This is a genomic window from Mesorhizobium sp. M8A.F.Ca.ET.057.01.1.1 (assembly GCF_003952565.1).
Lineage (GTDB): Bacteria > Pseudomonadota > Alphaproteobacteria > Rhizobiales > Rhizobiaceae > Mesorhizobium.
On record NZ_CP034454.1, the window covers coordinates 325,545 to 345,248 of the forward strand.

General features: G+C 57.6%; 10 protein-coding genes and 3 pseudogenes. 10 read left to right on the forward strand and 3 right to left on the reverse strand.

The features are described 5' to 3' along the window. Positions 1–18 precede the first annotated feature (18 nt). The 6 genes and pseudogenes from EJ077_RS01430 to EJ077_RS01450 form a co-directional block, all read left to right on the forward strand. Positions 19–1,200, forward strand: a pseudogene (locus EJ077_RS01430) (malate--CoA ligase subunit beta); the annotation flags it as partial. A gap of 13 nt (positions 1,201–1,213) precedes the next feature. Further along, complete coding sequence (sucD, locus tag EJ077_RS01435) at positions 1,214–2,113, forward strand: succinate--CoA ligase subunit alpha (RefSeq protein WP_208699293.1); 900 nt, start codon at positions 1,214–1,216, stop codon at positions 2,111–2,113. Positions 2,114–2,473: 360 nt separating this feature from the next. Then, positions 2,474–3,655 (forward strand): M24 family metallopeptidase, encoded by a 1,182-nt coding sequence (locus EJ077_RS01440; RefSeq protein ID WP_208699294.1) that lies wholly within the window; start codon positions 2,474–2,476, stop codon positions 3,653–3,655. A 1,203-nt stretch (positions 3,656–4,858) separates the two neighbouring features. Next, positions 4,859–6,094: pseudogene (locus EJ077_RS31740) on the forward strand (FAD-dependent oxidoreductase); the annotation flags it as partial. A gap of 113 nt (positions 6,095–6,207) precedes the next feature. Next, entirely contained in the window at positions 6,208–7,332 is a 1,125-nt protein-coding gene (locus EJ077_RS31745) for an aminomethyltransferase family protein (RefSeq protein WP_245458606.1), read from the forward strand. 193 nt (positions 7,333–7,525) lie between these two features. After that, the gene (locus EJ077_RS01450) at positions 7,526–8,986 is read left to right on the forward strand and encodes an aspartate ammonia-lyase (RefSeq protein WP_208699296.1); all 1,461 of its coding nucleotides are present in this window, start codon (positions 7,526–7,528) and stop codon (positions 8,984–8,986) included. A 135-nt stretch (positions 8,987–9,121) separates the two neighbouring features. Here the strand turns inward: EJ077_RS01450 and purF are convergent. From purF to EJ077_RS01465, 3 genes and pseudogenes are all read right to left on the reverse strand, one after another. Further along, positions 9,122–10,506, reverse strand: a pseudogene (gene purF / locus EJ077_RS01455) (amidophosphoribosyltransferase); the annotation flags it as partial. Between the two features lie 275 nt (positions 10,507–10,781). Beyond that, positions 10,782–11,927 carry a M20 family metallopeptidase gene (locus tag EJ077_RS01460; protein WP_208699298.1) on the reverse strand — a complete coding sequence of 382 codons (1,146 nt, stop codon included), beginning with the start codon at positions 11,925–11,927 and terminating at the stop codon, positions 10,782–10,784. A gap of 38 nt (positions 11,928–11,965) precedes the next feature. Next, complete coding sequence (locus EJ077_RS01465; RefSeq protein ID WP_208699300.1) at positions 11,966–13,159, reverse strand: aminotransferase class V-fold PLP-dependent enzyme; 1,194 nt, start codon at positions 13,157–13,159, stop codon at positions 11,966–11,968. A 281-nt stretch (positions 13,160–13,440) separates the two neighbouring features. On the opposite strand from EJ077_RS01465, the gene EJ077_RS01470 reads away from it, so the two are divergent. The 4 genes from EJ077_RS01470 to EJ077_RS01490 all read left to right on the forward strand — a co-directional run bounded on the left by EJ077_RS01470 (position 13,441) and on the right by EJ077_RS01490 (position 19,704). Then, positions 13,441–13,902, forward strand: coding sequence for an Lrp/AsnC family transcriptional regulator (locus EJ077_RS01470; RefSeq protein ID WP_126057703.1), 462 nt, complete (start codon positions 13,441–13,443; stop codon positions 13,900–13,902). 1,627 nt (positions 13,903–15,529) lie between these two features. Continuing rightward, positions 15,530–16,384 carry an alpha/beta fold hydrolase gene (locus EJ077_RS01480; protein ID WP_245458607.1) on the forward strand — a complete coding sequence of 285 codons (855 nt, stop codon included), beginning with the start codon at positions 15,530–15,532 and terminating at the stop codon, positions 16,382–16,384. A 109-nt stretch (positions 16,385–16,493) separates the two neighbouring features. Further along, complete coding sequence (locus EJ077_RS01485; RefSeq protein ID WP_208699302.1) at positions 16,494–17,441, forward strand: arginase family protein; 948 nt, start codon at positions 16,494–16,496, stop codon at positions 17,439–17,441. Positions 17,442–18,105: 664 nt separating this feature from the next. Next, a complete protein-coding gene (locus tag EJ077_RS01490) occupies positions 18,106–19,704 on the forward strand; it encodes an ABC transporter substrate-binding protein (RefSeq protein WP_208699304.1) in 1,599 nt (532 codons plus the stop codon).

A 19,704-nucleotide genomic window follows, 5' to 3' on the forward strand; every position in this document is an offset into this window, starting at 1 on the left:
AAATACCGGGAGGACATGATGGACATCCACGAATACCAGGCCAAGGAACTGCTTGCCCGTCATGGCGTGCATGTGCCGCGCGGCGGGCTGGCCTACAGTCCGGAGCAGGCAACATACCGTGCCAGCGAGATCGGCGGCGGCAAATGGGTGGTCAAGGCGCAGATCCATTCCGGTGCGCGCGGCAAGGCCGGCGGCATCCGCATCTGCTCGTCCGACCAGGAAGTGTCCGATGCGGCCGAGGCGATGCTGGGCAGGAAGCTGGTGACGCATCAGACGGGGCCGCGCGGCAAGTTGGTGTCGCGGCTCTATGTCGAAGAGGCCGTCGACATTGGCCAGGAAATCTATCTCGCCTTTGTTCTCGACCGTAAAGCCGAGCGGGTGATGATCGTCGCGTCTGCGTCCGGCGGCATGGAGATCGAAGAGATCGCCGAAAAGCAGCCAGATTCAATCATTCGCGCGACAGTCGACCCTGGCGCGGGAATGCAGCACTATCAGGCGCGCGAGATCGCCTTCGGGCTTGGTCTCGAAAACAACCTAATTGGCAAGGCGACCGAAACCCTGCTTGGTTGCTACCGCGTGTTTCGCGACTACGACGCCTCGATGCTGGAGATCAATCCGCTGGTCGTCACGCGTGACGGTAATCTGATGGCACTGGACGCCAAGATGTCGTTCGATGAGAACGCGCTGTTTCGTCGTCCCCAAATTTCCGAACTGCGCGACAAGTCGCAGGAGGATCCGCGCGAAACCTTTGCCAGCGACCGTGGCCTATCCTATGTCGGCCTCGACGGCAATATCGGCTGCATCATCAATGGCGCCGGTCTCGCCATGGCGACAATGGACATGATCAAGATCGCCGGCGGCGAACCGGCCAACTTCCTCGACATCGGCGGCGGCGCCTCGCCCGAGCGGGTGGCGAAATCGTTCCGCGCCGTCCTTGGGGACAAGAATGTCAAGACCATCCTGGTCAACATCTTCGCCGGCATCAACCGCTGCGACTGGGTCGCCGAGGGCGTTGTCAGGGCAATCCGCGAAGTCGGCGTCAACGTGCCGTTGGTGGTGCGGTTGGCAGGCACCAAGGTCGAGGAAGGGCGCCGCATCCTGGCCGATTCCGGCGAGTCGGTGATCGTCGCCGAAACGCTTGCCGAAGCCGCCGAAAAGGCCGTCGCCGCCTGGCGCGCGGCCACAATGAAAAAACAGGCTGAGGGGACGAAAGATGGCAATTCTGCTCAACCGGGACACCCGCGCAATCGTGCAGGGATTTACCGGCAAGATCGGCAGTTTTCACGCTGAAGACATGAAGCGTTACGGCACTAATGTGGTCGGCGGCGTTACACCCGGCAAGGGCGGCCAGACACATCTTGGCCTCCCAGTGTTCAACACCGTCAAGGGCGCGGTGCGCGAAACCGGAGCCGATGCGAGCATCGTCTTCGTGCCGCCGCCCTTCGCAGCCGACTCGATCATGGAGGCGGCGGACGCCGGCATCAGGTTCTGCGTCTGCATCACCGACGGCATTCCTTCTCAGGACATGATGCGGGTGAAGCGATACATGCGGCGCTACCGCTTCGAGGATCGCATGCGGCTGATCGGGCCGAACTGCGCCGGCATCATCACGCCCGGCCAGGCGCTGATGGGCATCATGCCCGGCAGCATCTATCTTCCCGGCCGCGTCGGCATCGTCGGCCGCTCCGGAACGCTGGGCTACGAGGCGGCCTCGCAGATGAAGGCGCTGGGCATCGGCGTGTCGACCAGCGTCGGCATCGGCGGCGACCCGATCAACGGCTCGTCCTTCAAGGACATCCTGGAACTGTTCGAGCAGGACGACGATACCGACGCCGTGGTGATGATCGGCGAGATCGGCGGCCCACAGGAAGCCGAAGCCGCGCTCTGGGGGCGCGACAATATGCGGAAGCCCTTGATTGCCTACATTGCCGGTCTCTCCGCGCCGAAGGGCCGCCGCATGGGCCATGCCGGCGCAATCATCTCCGCCTTCGGCGAGTCTGCTCAAGAGAAGGTCGAGATCTTGAAGGAAGCCGGCGTCACTATCGTGCCGACGCCAGCTTCCTTCGGCGAGATCGTTGCCGGCGTGATGGCGGATCGGTCGAAGGCTGCATAGCGCAACATGCGGTCAATTTGAGGACCGCGTGTGATCTGAATGACGCCAGCCTGCGGCAGCTGCAGCGTTCTCCAGAAGAGCCCCGCCCTCGGCGTGGCTTCCGTGGATCAAGCGGCGGGTCACAGTTCCACCGTTGTCCGGCTATCAACAAATGGCCGCAGACCGCCCCGGAGATGCGCCGAGCCTTTCGCAAGGGGAGGGGAAGCTGCGCATGGAGCGCAAATCACGCAGGTTTTCTGCGATTGGACGAAGAGGTCCGCGCGAATCAGGCCTCCGAAGCATGCTAGGTTGGGAACCAGCACGGATTGGGCATGAATGCTTGGTCCGGTCAGCCAACCCAGGTGCAGAGGACGACTACAAATGGACTTTGAGAAACCCTTTCAGCCGGCGGAGTATGGACGCCGTATCCAAGACGTGAAGAGACGGATGGAGGAAGCAGGATTCGACCTGCTAATCTGCCAAGATCCCGCAAATATGTGTTGGCTGACCGGCTATGACGCCTGGTCCTTCTACACGCCTCAAGTGGTTCTATTGCATCTGAAGTCGGACTCGCCGGTGTGGATCGGACGGCTGGTTGACGTAAACGGCGCTCGTGCAACGACGAACCTGGCTGCTGAGGATATCATCAACTTCTCCGATGACCGGCTCCATCACGTGGAACTGCATCCCTACGACGAAGTCAGCGAAATCATAAAATCCCGCGGTTGGGGATCCGATCGCATAGGGGTCGAGCTCGATGCGCATTTTTATACAGCGCGGGCGCATCAGCACCTTGTCAACGGCCTTCCAAATGCAAAGTTCTCTGACAGCCGCGGCCTCGTTAATTGGGCCCGACTGGTTAAATCCGACGCCGAACTCGTCTACATGAGGGAAGCGGGTCGGATTGTCAGCCACACCATGCGCCAGGCGATCAATAATCTGAAGCCAGGAGTTCCTGAATACGAAATCGTCGCTCAGATTTATGCCGATCAGACAAGAGGCGTTGATGGGAAGTACGGTGACTATACAAGCCTCTGTCCATTGATCCAAGTTGACGAGAAGACGAACGCTCCACACCTCACATGGTCGGACAAGCCCCTGCCCAGGTCGGGGCTGGTTCTCCTGGAGATTGGAGCGGCCAGGCGCCACTATCACGCGCCTCTGACGCGTACGGTCTATATGGGAAAGCCACCTAAGGAGGCCCAGCACCTCGCCAATGCCATCATCGAAGGTGGCGACGCTGTTCTAGAAATGGCAAAGCCGGGTGTAATCGTCGACGAACTGAACACCGTTTGGCTGAGCGTTCTAAACCGCCACGGGTACGTCAAAAAAGGCCGTTCCGGCTACTCAATCGGCATGAATTTCCCGCCAGACTGGGGCGAGCGTACTGTGAGCATCCGCGCTGGCGAAATGACCGTGCTCCAGGCTGGCATGTGCTTCCATTTCCAATCGGGAGTGAGGCCTCCTGCCTTCGGAGCCGCAATCTCGGAGTCGTTTGTTGTTACCGAAAAGGGTGGCGAGCGGCTAGCCGACGTCGCACGAGAGTTGATAGTCGTAGACTAGCTGAAAGCTTTTAGGCAGCCGGATTGGGAAGGTGGCGGAAGTCGCTTCCCAATCCGTTAACTTTTCATCTTACCCGGGAAGAGCGCTGAGTTTACCTGTTTGGCAACTATCAATATTCCGGTCACTCATAACCCGTTCAATGCCACAGATCTTTCTCAATCGATGCGAGATGGTGCCCACGGAAGGGTGTAGCTGGGGACTTGGTCGCCGCGCGCTCTGGCATGCAGCCGGCGTATCATGTCAATGCCGGCAGGCCCATAAGCGGATCATGGCTCATCTGGCCTAACAAGCTCCTTCATCGCCATGAGCACGAGCAGCGCACCTGGAGGCGGACTATGGCATCTTAGAGAAGAAGCCGCCGACCATTGTCTTCCACTTGATCTAGCCGTTGAGCCGATCGCTTGGATTGGTACCATGCAGCTTCGCGGCAGCCGTGGTGGCGACGAGCTGAGGACTTCACCGGATCTGGTCAGCAGCGGCCGCTATTGGTCGTTCGCGCCAACCTCCCGCACGACTGCGGTCAGCGTCTTTTTACCGGGAAGCAGGAGCCCTCCGCAGCTTGGGATGCGCAAGCTCGAGGGTGCCGACGCGCGTCTCACAGTCGCGCGCAGGACAGCCGTGGCACTGGGCAAAGCGCTGGTTCTATTCGCTGGGGCGGACGGTGAGGGGGCGCCCGCCCTTCAGCTTCCTTGGCCGTCCGACGGCAAAGGCTACCACCCCGCACAGGATATCGGGGTGGGGTCTTCTCTGGCTATGCCCAGGTTCATCATTGTATTGGCTGTCGATGGTTTCCTCAAGCAGTTTGGTCGGCAACCTTACATGATGCCGTGTCGGAGCGCCCAGATGGCAAACTGCGCCATCTCTCACATAGCGGCCCTTCACCGCCCTCGATAGCGCTGTGACTAGCGAGTGGATTGCGGCGCGCTTTGCAAGGCAATCAGATTGACCTTGCTTCATCAGCGCCGCCCGCTCTCCGCGCGCAATAAATCAGCGCCCAACCGAAGAATACGCAGAACGACACCGCTTTTGCGGCCCAATTAGCGCGATCTACGCGAGCCTCGCCCCTTAGTCTGCTGGAAAGTGACTGACTCATGATCATAAAGCCGAAAATGCGCGGTAGCGGCCTGCATAAGCTCAACATGGCCGAACTCGTCGAAACACCTTGCCGCTGCCAGCTCCGAGTGAAACCGAACAAGGATACCTATGATTACGAATCCGCCTTTCCGTCCTCGTGAAACAGCGACTCGCCACCACGAGATCCTCATAGTTGGTGGAGGGATCGCGGGAGCAAGTGTTGCCTTTCACCTTGCAAGGAACGGTAAGAAGGACGTCGCACTCTTGGAGCGCAACAGTCTTACCTCCGGAACAACTTGGCACGCTGCGGGTTTGATCATGCAGACGCGTGGGACACACGCGCTGACGGAGATCGCAAAATACAATGCTGAACTTTACTCCGCGCTGGAGGCCGAGACTGGCCAAGCCACCGGATTTAAGCGAAATGGCACGCTTGGGGTCGCCAGAACCAAGGAACGCCTCTACGAAACTGCACGCAACGCCTCGATCGCCAAAAGTTTTGGCCTTGAGGCCAACATGATCTCGCCGAGCGAGGCGAAAAAACTCTATCCAGCGCTCAACGCGTCAATCATCGAAGGCGCAGTCTTTATCCCTGGTGACGGCCAGACCAATCCTGTCGACACATGCATGGCGTTAGCTCTTGGCGCCAAAAAGAACGGCGTAAAGATTTTCGAAAACGCGGAAGTCACAGACCTCTGGCGCACAGCAGACGGGCACTACCAAGTTCGGACTAATGACGGAGTTGTTGAAGCTGAAATTCTCGTACTTGCGTGTGGGCTTTGGACCAGAGAACTTGCGTCGAAGTTAGGTGCACGAATTCCGATATACGCGGCAGAGCACTTTTATATAGTGACCGAAGCCATGGATTTCGTGACGCCCACCTTGCCAGTGCTACGCGACACCGACGGGCATGTGTATCTCAAGGAAGATACAGGAAAGCTCTTGGTTGGTGCCTTCGAGCCTTGGGGAAAACCTTTGCCGATGGGGAAGCTTCCGAAGGAAACGGCGTACATCGAGCTTCCTGAGGACTGGGATCATTTTGAGCTACCGATGACCAACGCGATAGAGATTGTTCCTGATCTTGCGAACTGCGGCATTGCAAAGTTTTTCAATGGTCCTGAAAGTTTCACCCCTGACCTTCTGTTCATGATTGGTGAAGTTCCTGGATCGAAAAATCTTTTCGTTTCGACAGGTTATAATTCAGAGGGCATTGAATACGGCGCGGGAGCCGGACGAGCCCTGGCAGAGTGGATCATTGCCGGTGAGCCTCAGATGGATATCAGCTTCGTGGATGTCGCGCGTTTCCATCCCTTCCAGATCAATAAAAGATATTTGCACGATCGCACAGCCGAAGTTTTAGGTCTTCACTATAAGATGCACTGGCCGGCTTACCAGTCTGAGACATCCCGAGGTGTCCGCAAAAGCGCTCTTCACGACCGGTGGGCGAGGCTTGGAGCAAGCTTTGGCGAAGGGATGGGATGGGAGCGTCCCATGTGGTTCGCGGGGAGGGGGAATCGACTAAAAACGTCTATTCCTACGACGAGCCGAACTGGTTCAAATATACCAGTCAGGAGTGCAAGGCTGCCCGCAACAATGCCATCTTGTTGGACCAAAGCTCTTTCGGCAAACACTTGGTTCAGGGTCGCGATGCGTGCCGTTTCCTTCAGTGGCTTTGCGCCGGCAACGTGGATGTACTTGTTGGAAAGCTGGTATACACCCACATGCTCAATGAAAAGGGCGGGATAGAGACGGACATCACTGTGAACCGGTTGTCGCAGACAGAGTTCCTAATCATCTCGTCAGCGACCGTCCATCCTCGGGATAAGGCCTGGATATCAAAACACATTACTGACGAATGGAATGTCACGGTCACCGATCTCACGTCTGGGTACGCGGTCCTGTCATTGCAAGGGCCGCGATCGCGCGAGATCCTATCGCAGGTAACCGACACAGATCTGGCGAATTCGGCGTTCCCATTCGCTACCAGTCAGGAAATCGATATCGGATATGCTCGTGTGATAGCCAACAGGCTGACTTATGTCGGAGAACTTGGCTGGGAGCTTCATATTCCAACCGAGATGGCACAGCACGTGTTTGATGTTGTTTGGGAGGCCGGCCAGGCGTATGGCCTCAAGGCTGCAGGGTACCACGCGCTTGAACATCTGCGGTCCGAGCGCGCCTACCGAGAATACCAGCTCGATCTAACGCCAGTGGATACTTTGCTTGAAGCGGGGTTAGGATTTACAGTGGACTGGAATAAAGAAGGCGGCTTTATAGGAAAAGACGCTTTGACGTCCCAGAAAAATTCCGGACCGCTTAAAAAACGACTGGTATCATTCAAGCTTCGCGATCCGAAGCCTGTCCTCTTTCATGAAGAGCTTATCCGCTGTGACGGGAGGATTGTCGGATATATTTCGTCCGGCGTGAAGAGCTTTACGATCGGAACGTCAGTCGGAATGGGATATGTAAACCACCCCACTGGTGTCACGAAGGACCTGATTGAAAACAGTCGATGGGAAATCGAGATCGCCGGCAAACTCTACGAATGCGACGCGTCGCTCCGGGCGTTTTTCGATCCAAATGGTGATCGGGCTAAACAATAGGTCGTGCGCCACCATGGAGGCGGAGCGTGCTGATTCTCTTCTGTCCCGGACGGATCCGCTCCGCAACTACTTCGAAGCCGGGAGGCCCACTTTCCTTGTGGCTATTGGACCGCTCGGCCGCGGAGCTATGACGAGGCCTCGATGAGCTCCGAGCTGGAGGATTCCAACCGACATGCGCCTCTGCGCTAGCGCAATGACTGAGGTAATCGTGGTGACGAAGGCTCCAGAAATAGAGCGCATCGAGAAAGATCCGCTTGGCCCTGTAAGCATCCCGGTCGATGCCTATTATGGCCCGCAAACGGCTCGGGGCATCGCTAACTTCCCGATTTCTGGTATCCGGATCAGCCATTTTTCGAACTTCATCAAGTCGCTTGCCTACGTGAAAATGGCAGCGGCACGCGCCAACGCGGCGCTCGGCGATCTGGACAAGCAAAAGGCCGATGTCATCTGCCAGGTCTGCGAAGAAATCGCGGCCGGCAGGCATCTCTGCCATTTCCCGCTCGATGTGTTTCAAGGCGGCGCAGGCACCTCGACCAACATGAACATCAATGAAGTGATCGCCAACCGCGGCTTGGAGATCATGGGACTGCCACGCGGACAATACGACCAACTGCACCCCAATAACGACGTCAATTTCGCCCAATCGACAAACGATGTTTATCCGACAGCGATCCGCCTTGCGATCCTTCTTTCACGCGGGGCATTGCAACGGGCTTTGGAGCAACTCGCGACTGAGTTGGAGGGCAAGTCGGAAGCCTTTTCGGACGTGATCAAACTGGGCCGCACGCAGCTGCAAGACGCAGTTCCGATGACGCTTGGCCAGGAGTTTCAGGCTTTCGCGACGACGCTGCGGGAAGATGTGGCCCGTCTCGGTGAGATTGGCGCTTTCTTCCATGAAATCAATCTCGGTGGCACGGCGATTGGCACCGGCATCAATACGAACCCCGGCTATCAGGCGGCAGCTGTCGCCGAGTTGCGCGCGATTTCCGGCCTGCCCGTTATCCCGGCCGGAAATCTGATCGAAGCTTGCTGGGATACCGGTGCCTTCGTGCTCTTCTCGGGAATGCTGAAGCGGACGGCCACAAAACTCTCGAAGATATGCAACGATCTGCGGCTGCTTTCCAGCGGCCCGCGTGGGGGGCTGAACGAAATCAATTTGCCAGCGCTTCAGCCCGGCTCCTCGATCATGCCCGGAAAGGTCAATCCTGTAGTGCCGGAGGTGGTCAATCAGGTCGCCTTTCAGATCATCGGTTACGATCTCACGATCACACTCGCCTCCGAAGCGGGACAGCTGCAGCTGAACGTCATGGAGCCGGTGATCGCCTACAATTTACTGCACTCGCTTGAGCTTCTGACCAATGCCGTCGATGTTCTGCGCACGAAGTGCGTCGTGGGCATTACCGCCAATGCAGAGACTTGCCGCAGACATCTCGAAGCCAGCACCGCCGTGGCAACAGCTCTGACGCCCGCGATCGGGTATGATCGGGCGGCGGAGCTTGCAAAGTTAGTCTTGTCCTCCGGTAAAACGATCCGCGAAGTCCTGGCCGAGCAGCCGGACCTTTCGGAGGAGCTCATCGCACAGGCCGCCGATCCGCACCGTTTGACCCGCCCCATGCCATCGCGACCGGCTTCACAACAGCGGGCCGAAGATTGATCGACTGATCTGCGCAGCGGCGCTGTGCCGGGACACCGACGCTGCATCTGTCGGCGCGCCGTGTTCGAACAACACGGACCAGGGATCGCTCAGAGGTGGTGCGGTCGAAGGACTCTTCCGCAGTAAGCCCGCAGAAGTGAAGCAGGCGTCGCAGAATTGAGGCTGTTTGTTCTCACGGGCCGTTTCGCCGAGAGCTCGATAAAGCCCGTCGATCGACAGGAAGCCAAGCGAATCGACACGGATAAAGTTGGCCATTTCCTCGATCGACATGCGCGACGCTAAAAGTTTCGCCGTCTCGGGCGTGTCGACGCCGTAGAAGCATGAGGAGCGTGTCGGCGGCGAAGCAACGCGCATGTGAACTTCCTTCGCGCCGGCATCGCGCAGCAACTGTACGATCTTCTGGCTGGTTGTGCCTCGCACTACGGAATCGTCGACCAGCACGATCCGCTTATCCTCGATCATCCGGCGATTGGCATTGTGCTTCAGCTTGACGCCCATGTGGCGGATGGAATCCGTCGGCTGGATGAAGGTGCGGCCTACATAGTGGTTGCGGATGATGCCGAGCTCGAAGGGCAGGCCGGCGGCTTGGGCGAAGCCGATCGCGGCCGGCGTGCCGCCGTCGGGCACAGGCACTACGATATCGGCATCGACCGGGTTCTCGATGGCGAGCGCGGCGCCAATCTTCTTCCGCACTTCATAGACGTTGCGGCCCTAACCGACGAATCCGGACGAGAGAAATAGACATACTCGAAAATGCAGAACCGCGGCTTCTGCGTTTCGAACGGGAACAGGCTCTCCACTCCCTCAGCGGTGACGATGACCATCTCGCCAGGCTTGAGGTCTCGAACAAAGCGCGCACCGATGATGTCGAGCGCGCAGGTCTCTGAGGCCAGGATCCAGGCGCCGTCAAGTTCGCCTAGTACCAGCGGCCGGATCCCGAGCGCGTCGCGGCAGCCGATCATTTTTGTGGGGGAGAGCGCTACCAATGAGAATGCGCCCTCCAGTTGGCGAACCGCATCTATGAAGCGCGAAATGACGTCCTTCCCGCTGCTGGTTGCGATGAGATGCAGGATCGTTTCGGTGTCGGAGGTCGACGAGAAGATCGAACCCTGCTTCTGCAGCGTACGCTGCAGCGTCATCGCATTGGTGATGTTGCCGTTGTGGGCGATGGCAAAGCCGCCGTCGGCCAACTCGGCGAAGAAAGGCTGTACGTTGCTCAGCCCGGGTCCGCCCGCGGTGGCGTAGCGGGTGTGGCCGATGGCGCGCATGCCCTTCAGCCGGTCGAGGACCGGCTGCTTGGCAAAGGTGTCGCCGATCAGGCCGACATGACGTTCGACGTGGAACTGCGTGCCGTCATAGGAGACAATGCCCGCCGCCTCCTGGCCCCGGTGCTGCAGGGCATGCAAGCCGAGGGTTACGATAGTGGCCGCATCCAAGGGGCCAAAGACACCGAATATGCCGCATTCATCATGAAAATGATCATCGGCCTCCGCAGAAAAGTGTTCATCTGCCTCAAACATTTGTCATGGTCATTATCGGAAGCCCAAGATCAGGTAAGCTGTCGTCTTCGCCTGGATCGGACCATGAGGCCGCGGATATCGGCTGCGAAGCCCCCAGCCGATATCCGTCCCAATGCGCCAGCCTCTTGCCGCATCGAGGTCAGAGATGATCATCCGGCAACGGCGGGATCAAATGTAAGTGGCTTGGTAGGGCTTGAAATCTACCGTAAGGCACGTGGTCCGCGAAGCCGAGGTCATCGCGGGATCCTATTCTCGCGTGATTGTGCCAGTGGTCGCTAGTAGGTAAGCATGATCTTTTGGTAGATGTCGACCGCTTTGGCCAATTGATCAATCTCCACGTACTCATTGGCAGTATGGGCCTGATCAATACTTCCAGGTCCAAGAATAACGCAGGGAATACCTCCCAACGACAGCTGACTCGCATCCGTCCCATATGGAACTCCGCGGTGCTGGCCCGTTCCGGCGACTTCAGCACAGGCCTTTGCCGCCACTGCGGCGATTTTTGTGGCTTCCGCACTCGGGGGAGCTGGATCTTCCAGAGCGGGTAGCAGCGAGCGCACCTTGATCTTATCGGGACCCTGGCGCAGGCCCTCCAGGATGTTTTCTACCTCCTTGAGCGCGTCCGCCGGTCGCTCTCCCGGTATGAGCCGCCGGTCGATCCACACCCGGCAGGATGGCGGTACCGTCGCCAATTCCGCACCCCCTTCGATGAGCGTGATCGTGAGGGTCGGGGGGCTGACCAGGGGGTGCACGCGTTGGGACAGAGTCTCATTAATCTTGTCGAGCGCCAAGATAACCTTGGCCATTCCTGTGATCGCGTTCACTCCGAGATGGGGCTTGGAGCTGTGAGCGGGCACACCCTCCACTTCAACCTGCCAGCGGACCGATCCCTTATGTGCAACGACAAGCTCCAAGTCAGTGGGCTCGCCGACCACTGCGGCCTCGTAGGATACACCTGATTGAGCGATTTTTCGCGCCCCTTTCTTTCGGTATTCTTCGTCGACGCTTGCACCTAGGACAATCGTGTATCGTGGCTTACGGTCCCCCAGGGTGCTAAGAGCCATGAGCATTGCCGCGAGCGGGCCCTTATCGTCACAACTTCCTCGCCCATAAATCCGACCATCCCGTTCGTCCGGCGAAAAAGGATCTGCCTCCCAATTATCAACCGGCACCGTGTCCATGTGGGATATGAACAGGACACGCTTGTCGGGCTCCTGCCCAGGAACCCAGGTGAAGAAGTTGGCGCGGCCGTCGGTGACTTCCTGATACTCAAAGGGCAGATTACGCTCTCGGCAAAAGGCCTCGAGGAACTCAGCGACCTTTTGTTCACCGCTCCCCTTTGCCGACGCTGAAGGGTTGATGCTCTCAATTTTTATGAGTTGTTTGAGAAGCTCTACCGTTTGTATGCTGATGGACGACATGAATACTCCTATCCCTCCTTGAGAACGCAAGCTTGCGGCTATGCCAGCCAGTTCTTTGCCAGGCCGACAACTCGGTCAGCCTCGTCTGCTGTGTTGTATAAATGTAGCGAGAAGCGCAGCATTCCCCGGCGTGCTGAGACGATCACCTGGTTTTTCAATAAATGCTCGTGCAGCGACTGAATGCGGCTATCGGCTTTTCCCGAACTAGGTGCTGGATCTCCGAGAGCAACAATACTTCCGGTGTGATCCCCTGGCGTTCCGCCGCAGACCGGGAGCCCGAGGTCTAGGAGGCCCGACGCCAGTCGCCTTGCAACCGATGTAACGCTTTGTTCAATGGCGGGCGTGCCGATTTCCATCAGCTGTCCGATGGATGCGTGGACCGCTATGACGCCGGGAAAATTGAAGTGGCCAATCTCAAAACGGGGCGCGCCGGCGCGCAATTTTACCGAATCGAATATTGGAGCCGACTCTGGTGCGTCGCCCAAATCGACACTAAAGCGGGCGAGGTAGGCAGGGCTTAGGCGATCCGCCCATTCCCGGCGGCAATATAGAAATCCCAACCCATAGAGGCCCATCAACCCCTTGTAAGATGAAGCCACCAAACCGTCGACGCCAAGCAGTTTGACATCGGTATGGAGGATGCCAACTGATTGGGAGGCGTCGGCCAAAAGAAAGGCGCCAAGACGCTTGCAAGCCTCGGCTATCGGCTCCATCACTGTCTTGAAACCTGGCACCATTGTGACAGTCGATACTGTAACGATACGGGTGCGCGAGTCGATTTGATCGATAGTAGCGTCGCACGGGATTGCGCCGTTATCAGATGCTACAATCCGCAGCTCAACTCCGTGCTTGTCCCTGAGTTGCAGCCAAGGAAGGATGTTGTTTGCGTGCTCCAATTGGCGGCACAGGACAACATTGTCTCCGGGCTTCCAAGGAATCGCGTTTCCGATTATGTTAATGCCTTCCGATGCATTCTTCGTAACAGCGATTTCGTCCTTTTCGGCCCCAATAAATTGAGCAAATCTGGAGCGTGTTTGCTCGACAAGCTGCATCATTCCTTCTTCGTCATTCAAGCCGTTTAGTCGATTATCAAGGTGCTGATCCATGGACGTACGGGTGGTTCTGGATATGAGCCCCTGATTTGCAACATCCATGTAAATGGCGCTTTGGGTGGCTGGAAATTCCTGCCGGAGGACGTCCATAGGAAGAAAATGGCTTGTCATGCTCGTCATCAGATCCGTGTTACGTGGGTAAGGAGCGCAAAATCTACTCGGGACGCCCATTTCTGCAGTTGTGGCAACGAAATGCCTTGATTGAGAAGCCGTCGAGCTACCGTTGCGGGCGACCATACCATTCGGCCGAATTTATAAGACAAGAGGTTCACCACCGGGAGGCACATGCCTTTCGCTGATCGGATCATTTTATGGCTTGATCCTTGTGGAACTCAGGCTAATATCCTGTGAGCCAAGCAGTTTTTCTGCGCAAACCTCTCCTTTTTTGCAGTGATCGTGAAATGGACCTGGATCGAGTTGATCGCAAGCTTCTCAACGCAGTGCAGCGCGACAATCGCCTGACGACGGCTGAATTGGGCGAATTGGCGGGCCTTTCTGCGACCGCTTGTCAGCGGCGACTGAAGCGACTGCGTGATGAAGGTGTGATCGAGGCTGACGTTGCCATAGTCTCGCCACAAGCCGTGGGTCGTCCCATGCTCATGCTGGCGTCGATCAGTCTCGAGCGTGAGCGGGTAGATATCATTGATCGGTTCAAGCAGGCGGTTCGGCGCACGCCTGAGATCATGAGTGCGTACTATGTGACGGGTGAAGCCGATTTCGTTCTCTTGATCTCTGTCCAGGACATGGCCGAGTATGAGGCATTTACCCGCCGATTTTTTCATGAGTCCGATATCAAAGCAGTCAAGACGATGGTAGTAATGGATCGGATCAAGGCGTCATTGGCTCTGCCTATTGAAGAATAAGGGTATTATGCGCCCTGATCCAGTTTTACGCCGGCACTTTGCGGTCTTAAGCGCATCAACTTGATCGCCATCGCGGTTCGTCCGGTGGTGTGCGATCTAGGGCGGCGACGCGTCCTAAACTCCCTCATCAGATTGACCGCAAAGCTCGTCTGTCGGCTGGCAGCATCGATGACTTCGCTTTGTCGGCTCACTTGTGGGCTTCACGAATTGCGCCGGGATCAGTGTCCCCACCTGCGAACATCGTCTGGGGCGCTGCCCCTGCGATCGGATGTCTCCGCTGCCGATCAGCGCTGACATCGCCTGCTTGAAAACTGCATCAGCATACGTTGGCCAGGATCCACCACCACGTATTCGCGGCTGTCAGACGTCCATATTGATCCTCCCTGACGACCGCCGGTGCTCAGCACAAGACATGCAAACGCTGAGCACTCGCAGATACCGTGGCAGCCCTACGAATCATTGGATGAATGCTGCGCTTTTGGCCATGCCCCTGCAGCAAGGTCGCGTATCTTCTTAGGGCAGCATGGAAGCCGGGTGTCCGCTGATGGCCGGCAATGTTCTATACCTCAGTAATCAGAGTTGCGCGTGAAAAAAAACGCTTCTTTCCTGCGTTGAAACAGGGATGATTAACTCAAAGCGCATCCCGATCGGCCCTACATCTTGAAGCAGCGCTTTCGAGTTCGGCTCTGGCCTCGGATGATGTCCACACGAGCTCCTCTTGCCCAGAAGCGTCGTGGCTAGCCGATCGACCTGCTCGCGCATAAAGGCTCTCGATCCAGTCTTGGAGGTATGGCAGTGGATGTAACAACGCAACTCATCAGGCATGTTCTCGATTCCAGTCTCGAGGCGATACCTGAGCGATAAAGCGTGCGAAGCTGTCAATCCTTGACACGATCGCGTGCGCGATCGGCGGATCGAATGATCCTATCGCCCGCTTCTCTCGCGACTTGGGAGCGTTGTCGGGCGGCAACCCGGAATGTACGGTCTGGATTTCCGGAGAGAAGCTCCCCGCCAGCTTGGCGGTCTTGTCAACGCGACGACGGCCAGAGCCCTTGATTTTGATGAGACATATGAGCTCTGCATCAACCGCTGCCATGCAAGCGCCTATGATGTGCCGCCGGCGTTAGCACTCGCCGAACGTGACCCTTCCATTACCGGAAGCGAATTGCTCTCCAGTCGCGACCGCTATCGATTTGCACGTGCGACTTGCACGCAGCGTCAAGCCTATGTTCCATTGGCCGGATGTGGATTCCAATTTGCTTGGCGGTTGTGCGAGACCTGCGTGGGAGCGCACACAGGCGATCAGCCGAAGTTCTGACGGCCGACGCAGTTGCGGCGCCCCAGACTCCTATTCTCGAGGGCTCCCCCTCGCTTCGGCGGCTTTGCCCTCCGCCATGGTCCGGCATGCGACAAATAGCGGGACCCCAAAATACCTCGTACCCGATGCGACAGAGTCGCAGTTTATCGCGAGCTGATGGCGGAACGCCGATTTCCTGCGTTTGAACTCGGACAATTAAACAAGGCGGCCGATCTGCGGCTGCTATATTCGCGATGAGGGATTGGATCGGTTCCGCCCAAAGTAACAAAGCCGACCTGACGCTGCCAGTTTACTGAGGAACCCAAATAAATGATCACGGAACATAGCATCTCGGTTGGTGGTATTACGACCTCGTATTGTGAGAAGGGAGCCGGTATGCCGATAGTATTTGTACACGGTGCCGGCTTCGGCGCCGAGGGAAAGGCTTCCTTTGTTCTGCAGCTGAACGGCCTATCCGACCAATTCCGGGTGATCGCAGTTGATCAGCTCCACTTTGGTGGAACGGAATATCCCGCTGATCACAGATACATAAACCGGCTCGGTCGCGTGGATCACGTGATTAGCTTCATCGAAGCGCTGGGGTTAAAACAGATTACGCTAGCTGGCAATTCAGAAGGATCATTCGTCGCGACGCGGATAGCAATCGTGCGTCCCGATCTTGTTTCCAAGCTAGTACTGCTGACGGCGAACTCCGTGTCCCCAGCGTTTGGAGACGACCGTGACGAGGCTTGGATCCAAGCCAGCCGGCAGAGTTATGACTATTCGGGTCCGATGCCGAGCGAAGAGGAATACATCAACGGATGGTGGAAAGGCACCCGTGCCTCTAGGCAGGATGTAGAAGACGCAAAGCGAGAGGCTTATCGGCGGGCTGCGGCGCGCAGACAATACCAGATGTTTCAGAACTTGCCCGAAGAAGAGACCAATGAGCGTCTCTATGTTGCGCTACAGCACAGATACATCTTCCCCTACCTTGATCGACTTCAGGCCCCGACATTGATTATCTGGTCGAAGAACGACCCGACCGTGACGCCGGAACAAGGGCTGAAGCTGGCAAAACTGATCAGGAATTCGGATTTCCACCTGCTGAACAATGCAGGGCACGCGGTGCACATCGATCAGAGCGAGGCCGTGAACAGACTCATCCGTCAATGGCACGCCTCATGACAGTGAATGAACTCCCACATTTCCCGACCCGCGCCGGTTCTCACCGTTTATGGCCGCCAACGACGTGGACCCTAACTTCCCAAGTCAGCTTTACGCAGGAAGAAAAAGAATGAATCAACGCATCGTCGGACAATTTTCGACCCAGTACGGGCGGTTGCAAGCAGAGAAACGGCCCGGGCCGGGGGGCTTGGATATTGCCATCGCGGGTGTACCCTTCGATCAAGGCACCTTCTTCGACAGCGTTGGCCAACGCCTTGGTCCGGACCAGGCGCGCGCCTTCTCCAAGAGATTGTGGCAGGCTGACGAGCTCACTGGCCAAGCGCCTTTCGACTGGTGCCGTATCGCGGATGTTGGCGACGCTCCAGTCGATGTCCTGAACTTTGAGCAATCGATTCGAGGCATCTCCGATTTCTTCGCCCGTATCTCTGCAGCCGGGGCCGCGCCCCTAGCGGTCGGCGGGGATCATACCATCACATTATTGATCATGCGGGGCATGGTTCAGGCAGGAGTAAAGGTGCCTATGGGGATGATTCATTTCGATGCTCACCCCGATATGCGCGACGAGTACAACGGCAGCCGCATCAACTGCGCCACCGGGTTCCGCCGAGCCATCGAGGAGGGATTGATTGACCCTAAGCGCTACATCATGATCGGCATACGCTCCATAGGCGCCATCGAAAACTTGGATTGGGCCCGGAGGCAAGGAGTAACCGTTCTGACGGACGACGATTGTGCCGCGCTCGGCCGCCAGGGCGTGATCACTCGCACCCGTGAGGTGGTCGGCGCGGAACCGACCTTCCTCAGCTTCGATATCGACGCACTCAACATCGCTTACGTCCATGGTACCCAAGCACCCGTTCCAGGGGAGCTTAGTGTGCGGGACGTAAAGGTAATCATGCGCGGTCTGCGTAACGTCGACGTAATCGGCGCAGACGTCGTCGAGCTGCTGCCGGCACTCGACCCGACCGGGCACACTGCAATCTCTACCGTTCATGTGGCCTACGAAATTTTGTGTCTGCTCGCCGAGGCCCGGGCTAATCGCAAGGCCGCCAGCTAACGAGAGGCGCGGCTTAGGGTGTCGAAGGATCCGCCGAGGCGAAGACTCGGTCGCAGCAAATCGGCAACTGCTTAGCGGAACGGCTTTCTTTCAAACAGCCGCCCCCTAAAGTTTCAAGTCTCTCCGGCGCTTCGCGACGAGCTAAGGCCCGAAGCGCCCGGGGAAGGCGCCTGATCACCTCGGCACGGGTTCTTCATTGAGATCGTCTGATGCACGTCATTGCGGGTGGTACCATGCGAAGTTTGCGCAGATGGACCTCGCGATGCGCGCTGTCAAGGTGCTACTTGAACCGCGCTGGCGCGATAACCCGGCGTTGGGACTAGCCCGATAACGTGGCGCGCCTGCACTCTCGCGCTGAACGCTCGCTTCTGCGACGAGCACACGGTTCGGCTCAGCGGGAATCTGGACAAATTCACCTTTCGCTCTCCTCCGCCTCGCTATTCCTTCCGAGGGTCATGCGGCCCCAGACTTCCAATCTTCAGCACGGACACCTTCCAGGATACCCTCATATCCAGAACATCCAAACCGCTCTGAGAGGCATCTCACAACCAGATGGCAATGATACGCAATCTGAATTTGACGTAGACCGCCTAGCGACAGATGATCTTCTGGTATTCATCAAATAAGCGCGGTTCAACGGCGCGATTTGCAGAGGGAATGATCGATGACAATCTGTCGACGCGATCTCATCAAAATGGGTTTGGCCGCCGGAGCAGCTATATCGATCCCATCGGTACTACGGGCGCAGGCCGCGTCAGGTAGTACACCGACGGTGCGCATGGTGAAGGCGAATGACCTGCGCATCTTCGATCCAATTTTTTCGGCGACGAACGTCACCGCCGACCACGGCTTGGCGATTTACGATACTCTGTTCGGGGTGGACTCGAAGTTCATGCCGCAGCCGCAAATGGTCGGCAAGTGGAGCGTGTCCGAAGACAGAAAGACCTACACGTTCGAATTGCGAGACGGCCTAGTTTGGCACGACGACACTCCCGTGACCGCCGCGGACTGTGTGGCTTCGATCCGTCGCTGGGGCCAGGTGGCTCCAGGTGGACAGTTGGTCATGGAGCGCGCGAGCGACATCTCAAAGAAGGACGACAAGACGTTTGTGATCTCCCTCAAGGAACCGCTTGGCATTCTGGTCGATCTCCTGGCAGATCTGACACCGCCGTGCCTGTTCATAATGCGCGAGAAGGATGCCAGTCGCCCGGCAACCGAGCAGGTGACCACCAACGTCGGATCGGGACCGTTCAGGTTCAATGAAGCGCTTGTCAAGCCGGGCGCAAGCTACACCTACGATCGCAATGAAAAATATATTCCTCGCCAGGAGCCGGCGGATGGATTGGCTGGCGGTAAGATCGTCAAAATCGATCGCATAATCTGGGATAATATCTCCGACCCGCAGACAGCCTTCGCGGCCTTGCAAGCAGGGGAGATCGATTACGTTGAGGAGCCGCCCAACGACCTTGTCTCCGTGATCGAGAGTGATCCCAACCTTGTCGTCGATGTGCTGGACAAATCCGGCAAGAGCATGTTGCTGCGCCTCAATTGTCTCCAGAAGCCGTTCGACAACGTAAAGTCGCGGCAGGCGATGCTTCACCTGATCGACCAGGAGGCGTTCATGAATGTCCTGGCCCCGAAGTTTGGTCGCTCGGTCACTTCGATATTCGGTGGCGATACGCTCTATTCGAACGATGAGAATACGGGCTGGTACAAGAAGGGCGGCGATCCAGAAAAGGCCAAACAGCTCTTCAAGGAGGCCGGTTATGCGGGCGAAAAGATCGTGGTCTTGCAGGCAACCGATTGGGCGCCCAGCAACGATGGTTCGCAGCTGCTTGCTGCGGCTCTGCACAATATCGGGATCGATGTCGAGCTTGCGCCCAGCGATTGGGGCGGCCTCTCCACGCGACGCGCGAAAAAGGATCCCGTCGAGAATGGCGGCTGGAGCATGTTCATTACGTCTGAGGCAGATTTCTCCCTCGCCAATCCCTTAGCTACCCCGCTTCTCCTCGCGAACGGAGAAAACGCCTGGTATGGCTGGCCGAAGAATGATGAATATGAAGCGCTGCGGGCCAAGTGGCCATCTGTAGCAACGCTTGAGGAACGGAAGGCCTTGGCTCGCCAGATGCAAGGTCTCTGGTGGGATTTCGTGGGCGATGTTAGGTTGGGCCACTATGTCTCGCCGATGGCGCGCCGCAAGACGCTTACCGGGCTTATCGGCATGCCGCAGGTCGTTCCGATGTGGAACATGCAGAAGGCCTGA

Bases quoted from the DNA above. Each gene is read 5' to 3' on its own strand.
- EJ077_RS01485 (WP_208699302.1), top strand. From the start codon at position 16,494: ATGAATCAACGCATCGTCGGACAATTTTCGACCCAGTACGGGCGGTTG.
- EJ077_RS01470 (WP_126057703.1), top strand. From the start codon at position 13,441: ATGGACCTGGATCGAGTTGATCGCAAGCTTCTCAACGCAGTGCAGCGC.
- EJ077_RS31745 (WP_245458606.1), top strand. From the start codon at position 6,208: ATGGGAGCGTCCCATGTGGTTCGCGGGGAGGGGGAATCGACTAAAAAC.
- EJ077_RS01465 (WP_208699300.1), bottom strand. From the start codon at position 13,159: ATGACGAGCATGACAAGCCATTTTCTTCCTATGGACGTCCTCCGGCAG.
- EJ077_RS01480 (WP_245458607.1), top strand. From the start codon at position 15,530: ATGATCACGGAACATAGCATCTCGGTTGGTGGTATTACGACCTCGTAT.
- EJ077_RS01450 (WP_208699296.1), top strand. From the start codon at position 7,526: ATGACTGAGGTAATCGTGGTGACGAAGGCTCCAGAAATAGAGCGCATC.
- EJ077_RS01440 (WP_208699294.1), top strand. From the start codon at position 2,474: ATGGACTTTGAGAAACCCTTTCAGCCGGCGGAGTATGGACGCCGTATC.
- EJ077_RS01490 (WP_208699304.1), top strand. From the start codon at position 18,106: ATGACAATCTGTCGACGCGATCTCATCAAAATGGGTTTGGCCGCCGGA.
- EJ077_RS01460 (WP_208699298.1), bottom strand. From the start codon at position 11,927: ATGTCGTCCATCAGCATACAAACGGTAGAGCTTCTCAAACAACTCATA.
- sucD (WP_208699293.1), top strand. From the start codon at position 1,214: ATGGCAATTCTGCTCAACCGGGACACCCGCGCAATCGTGCAGGGATTT.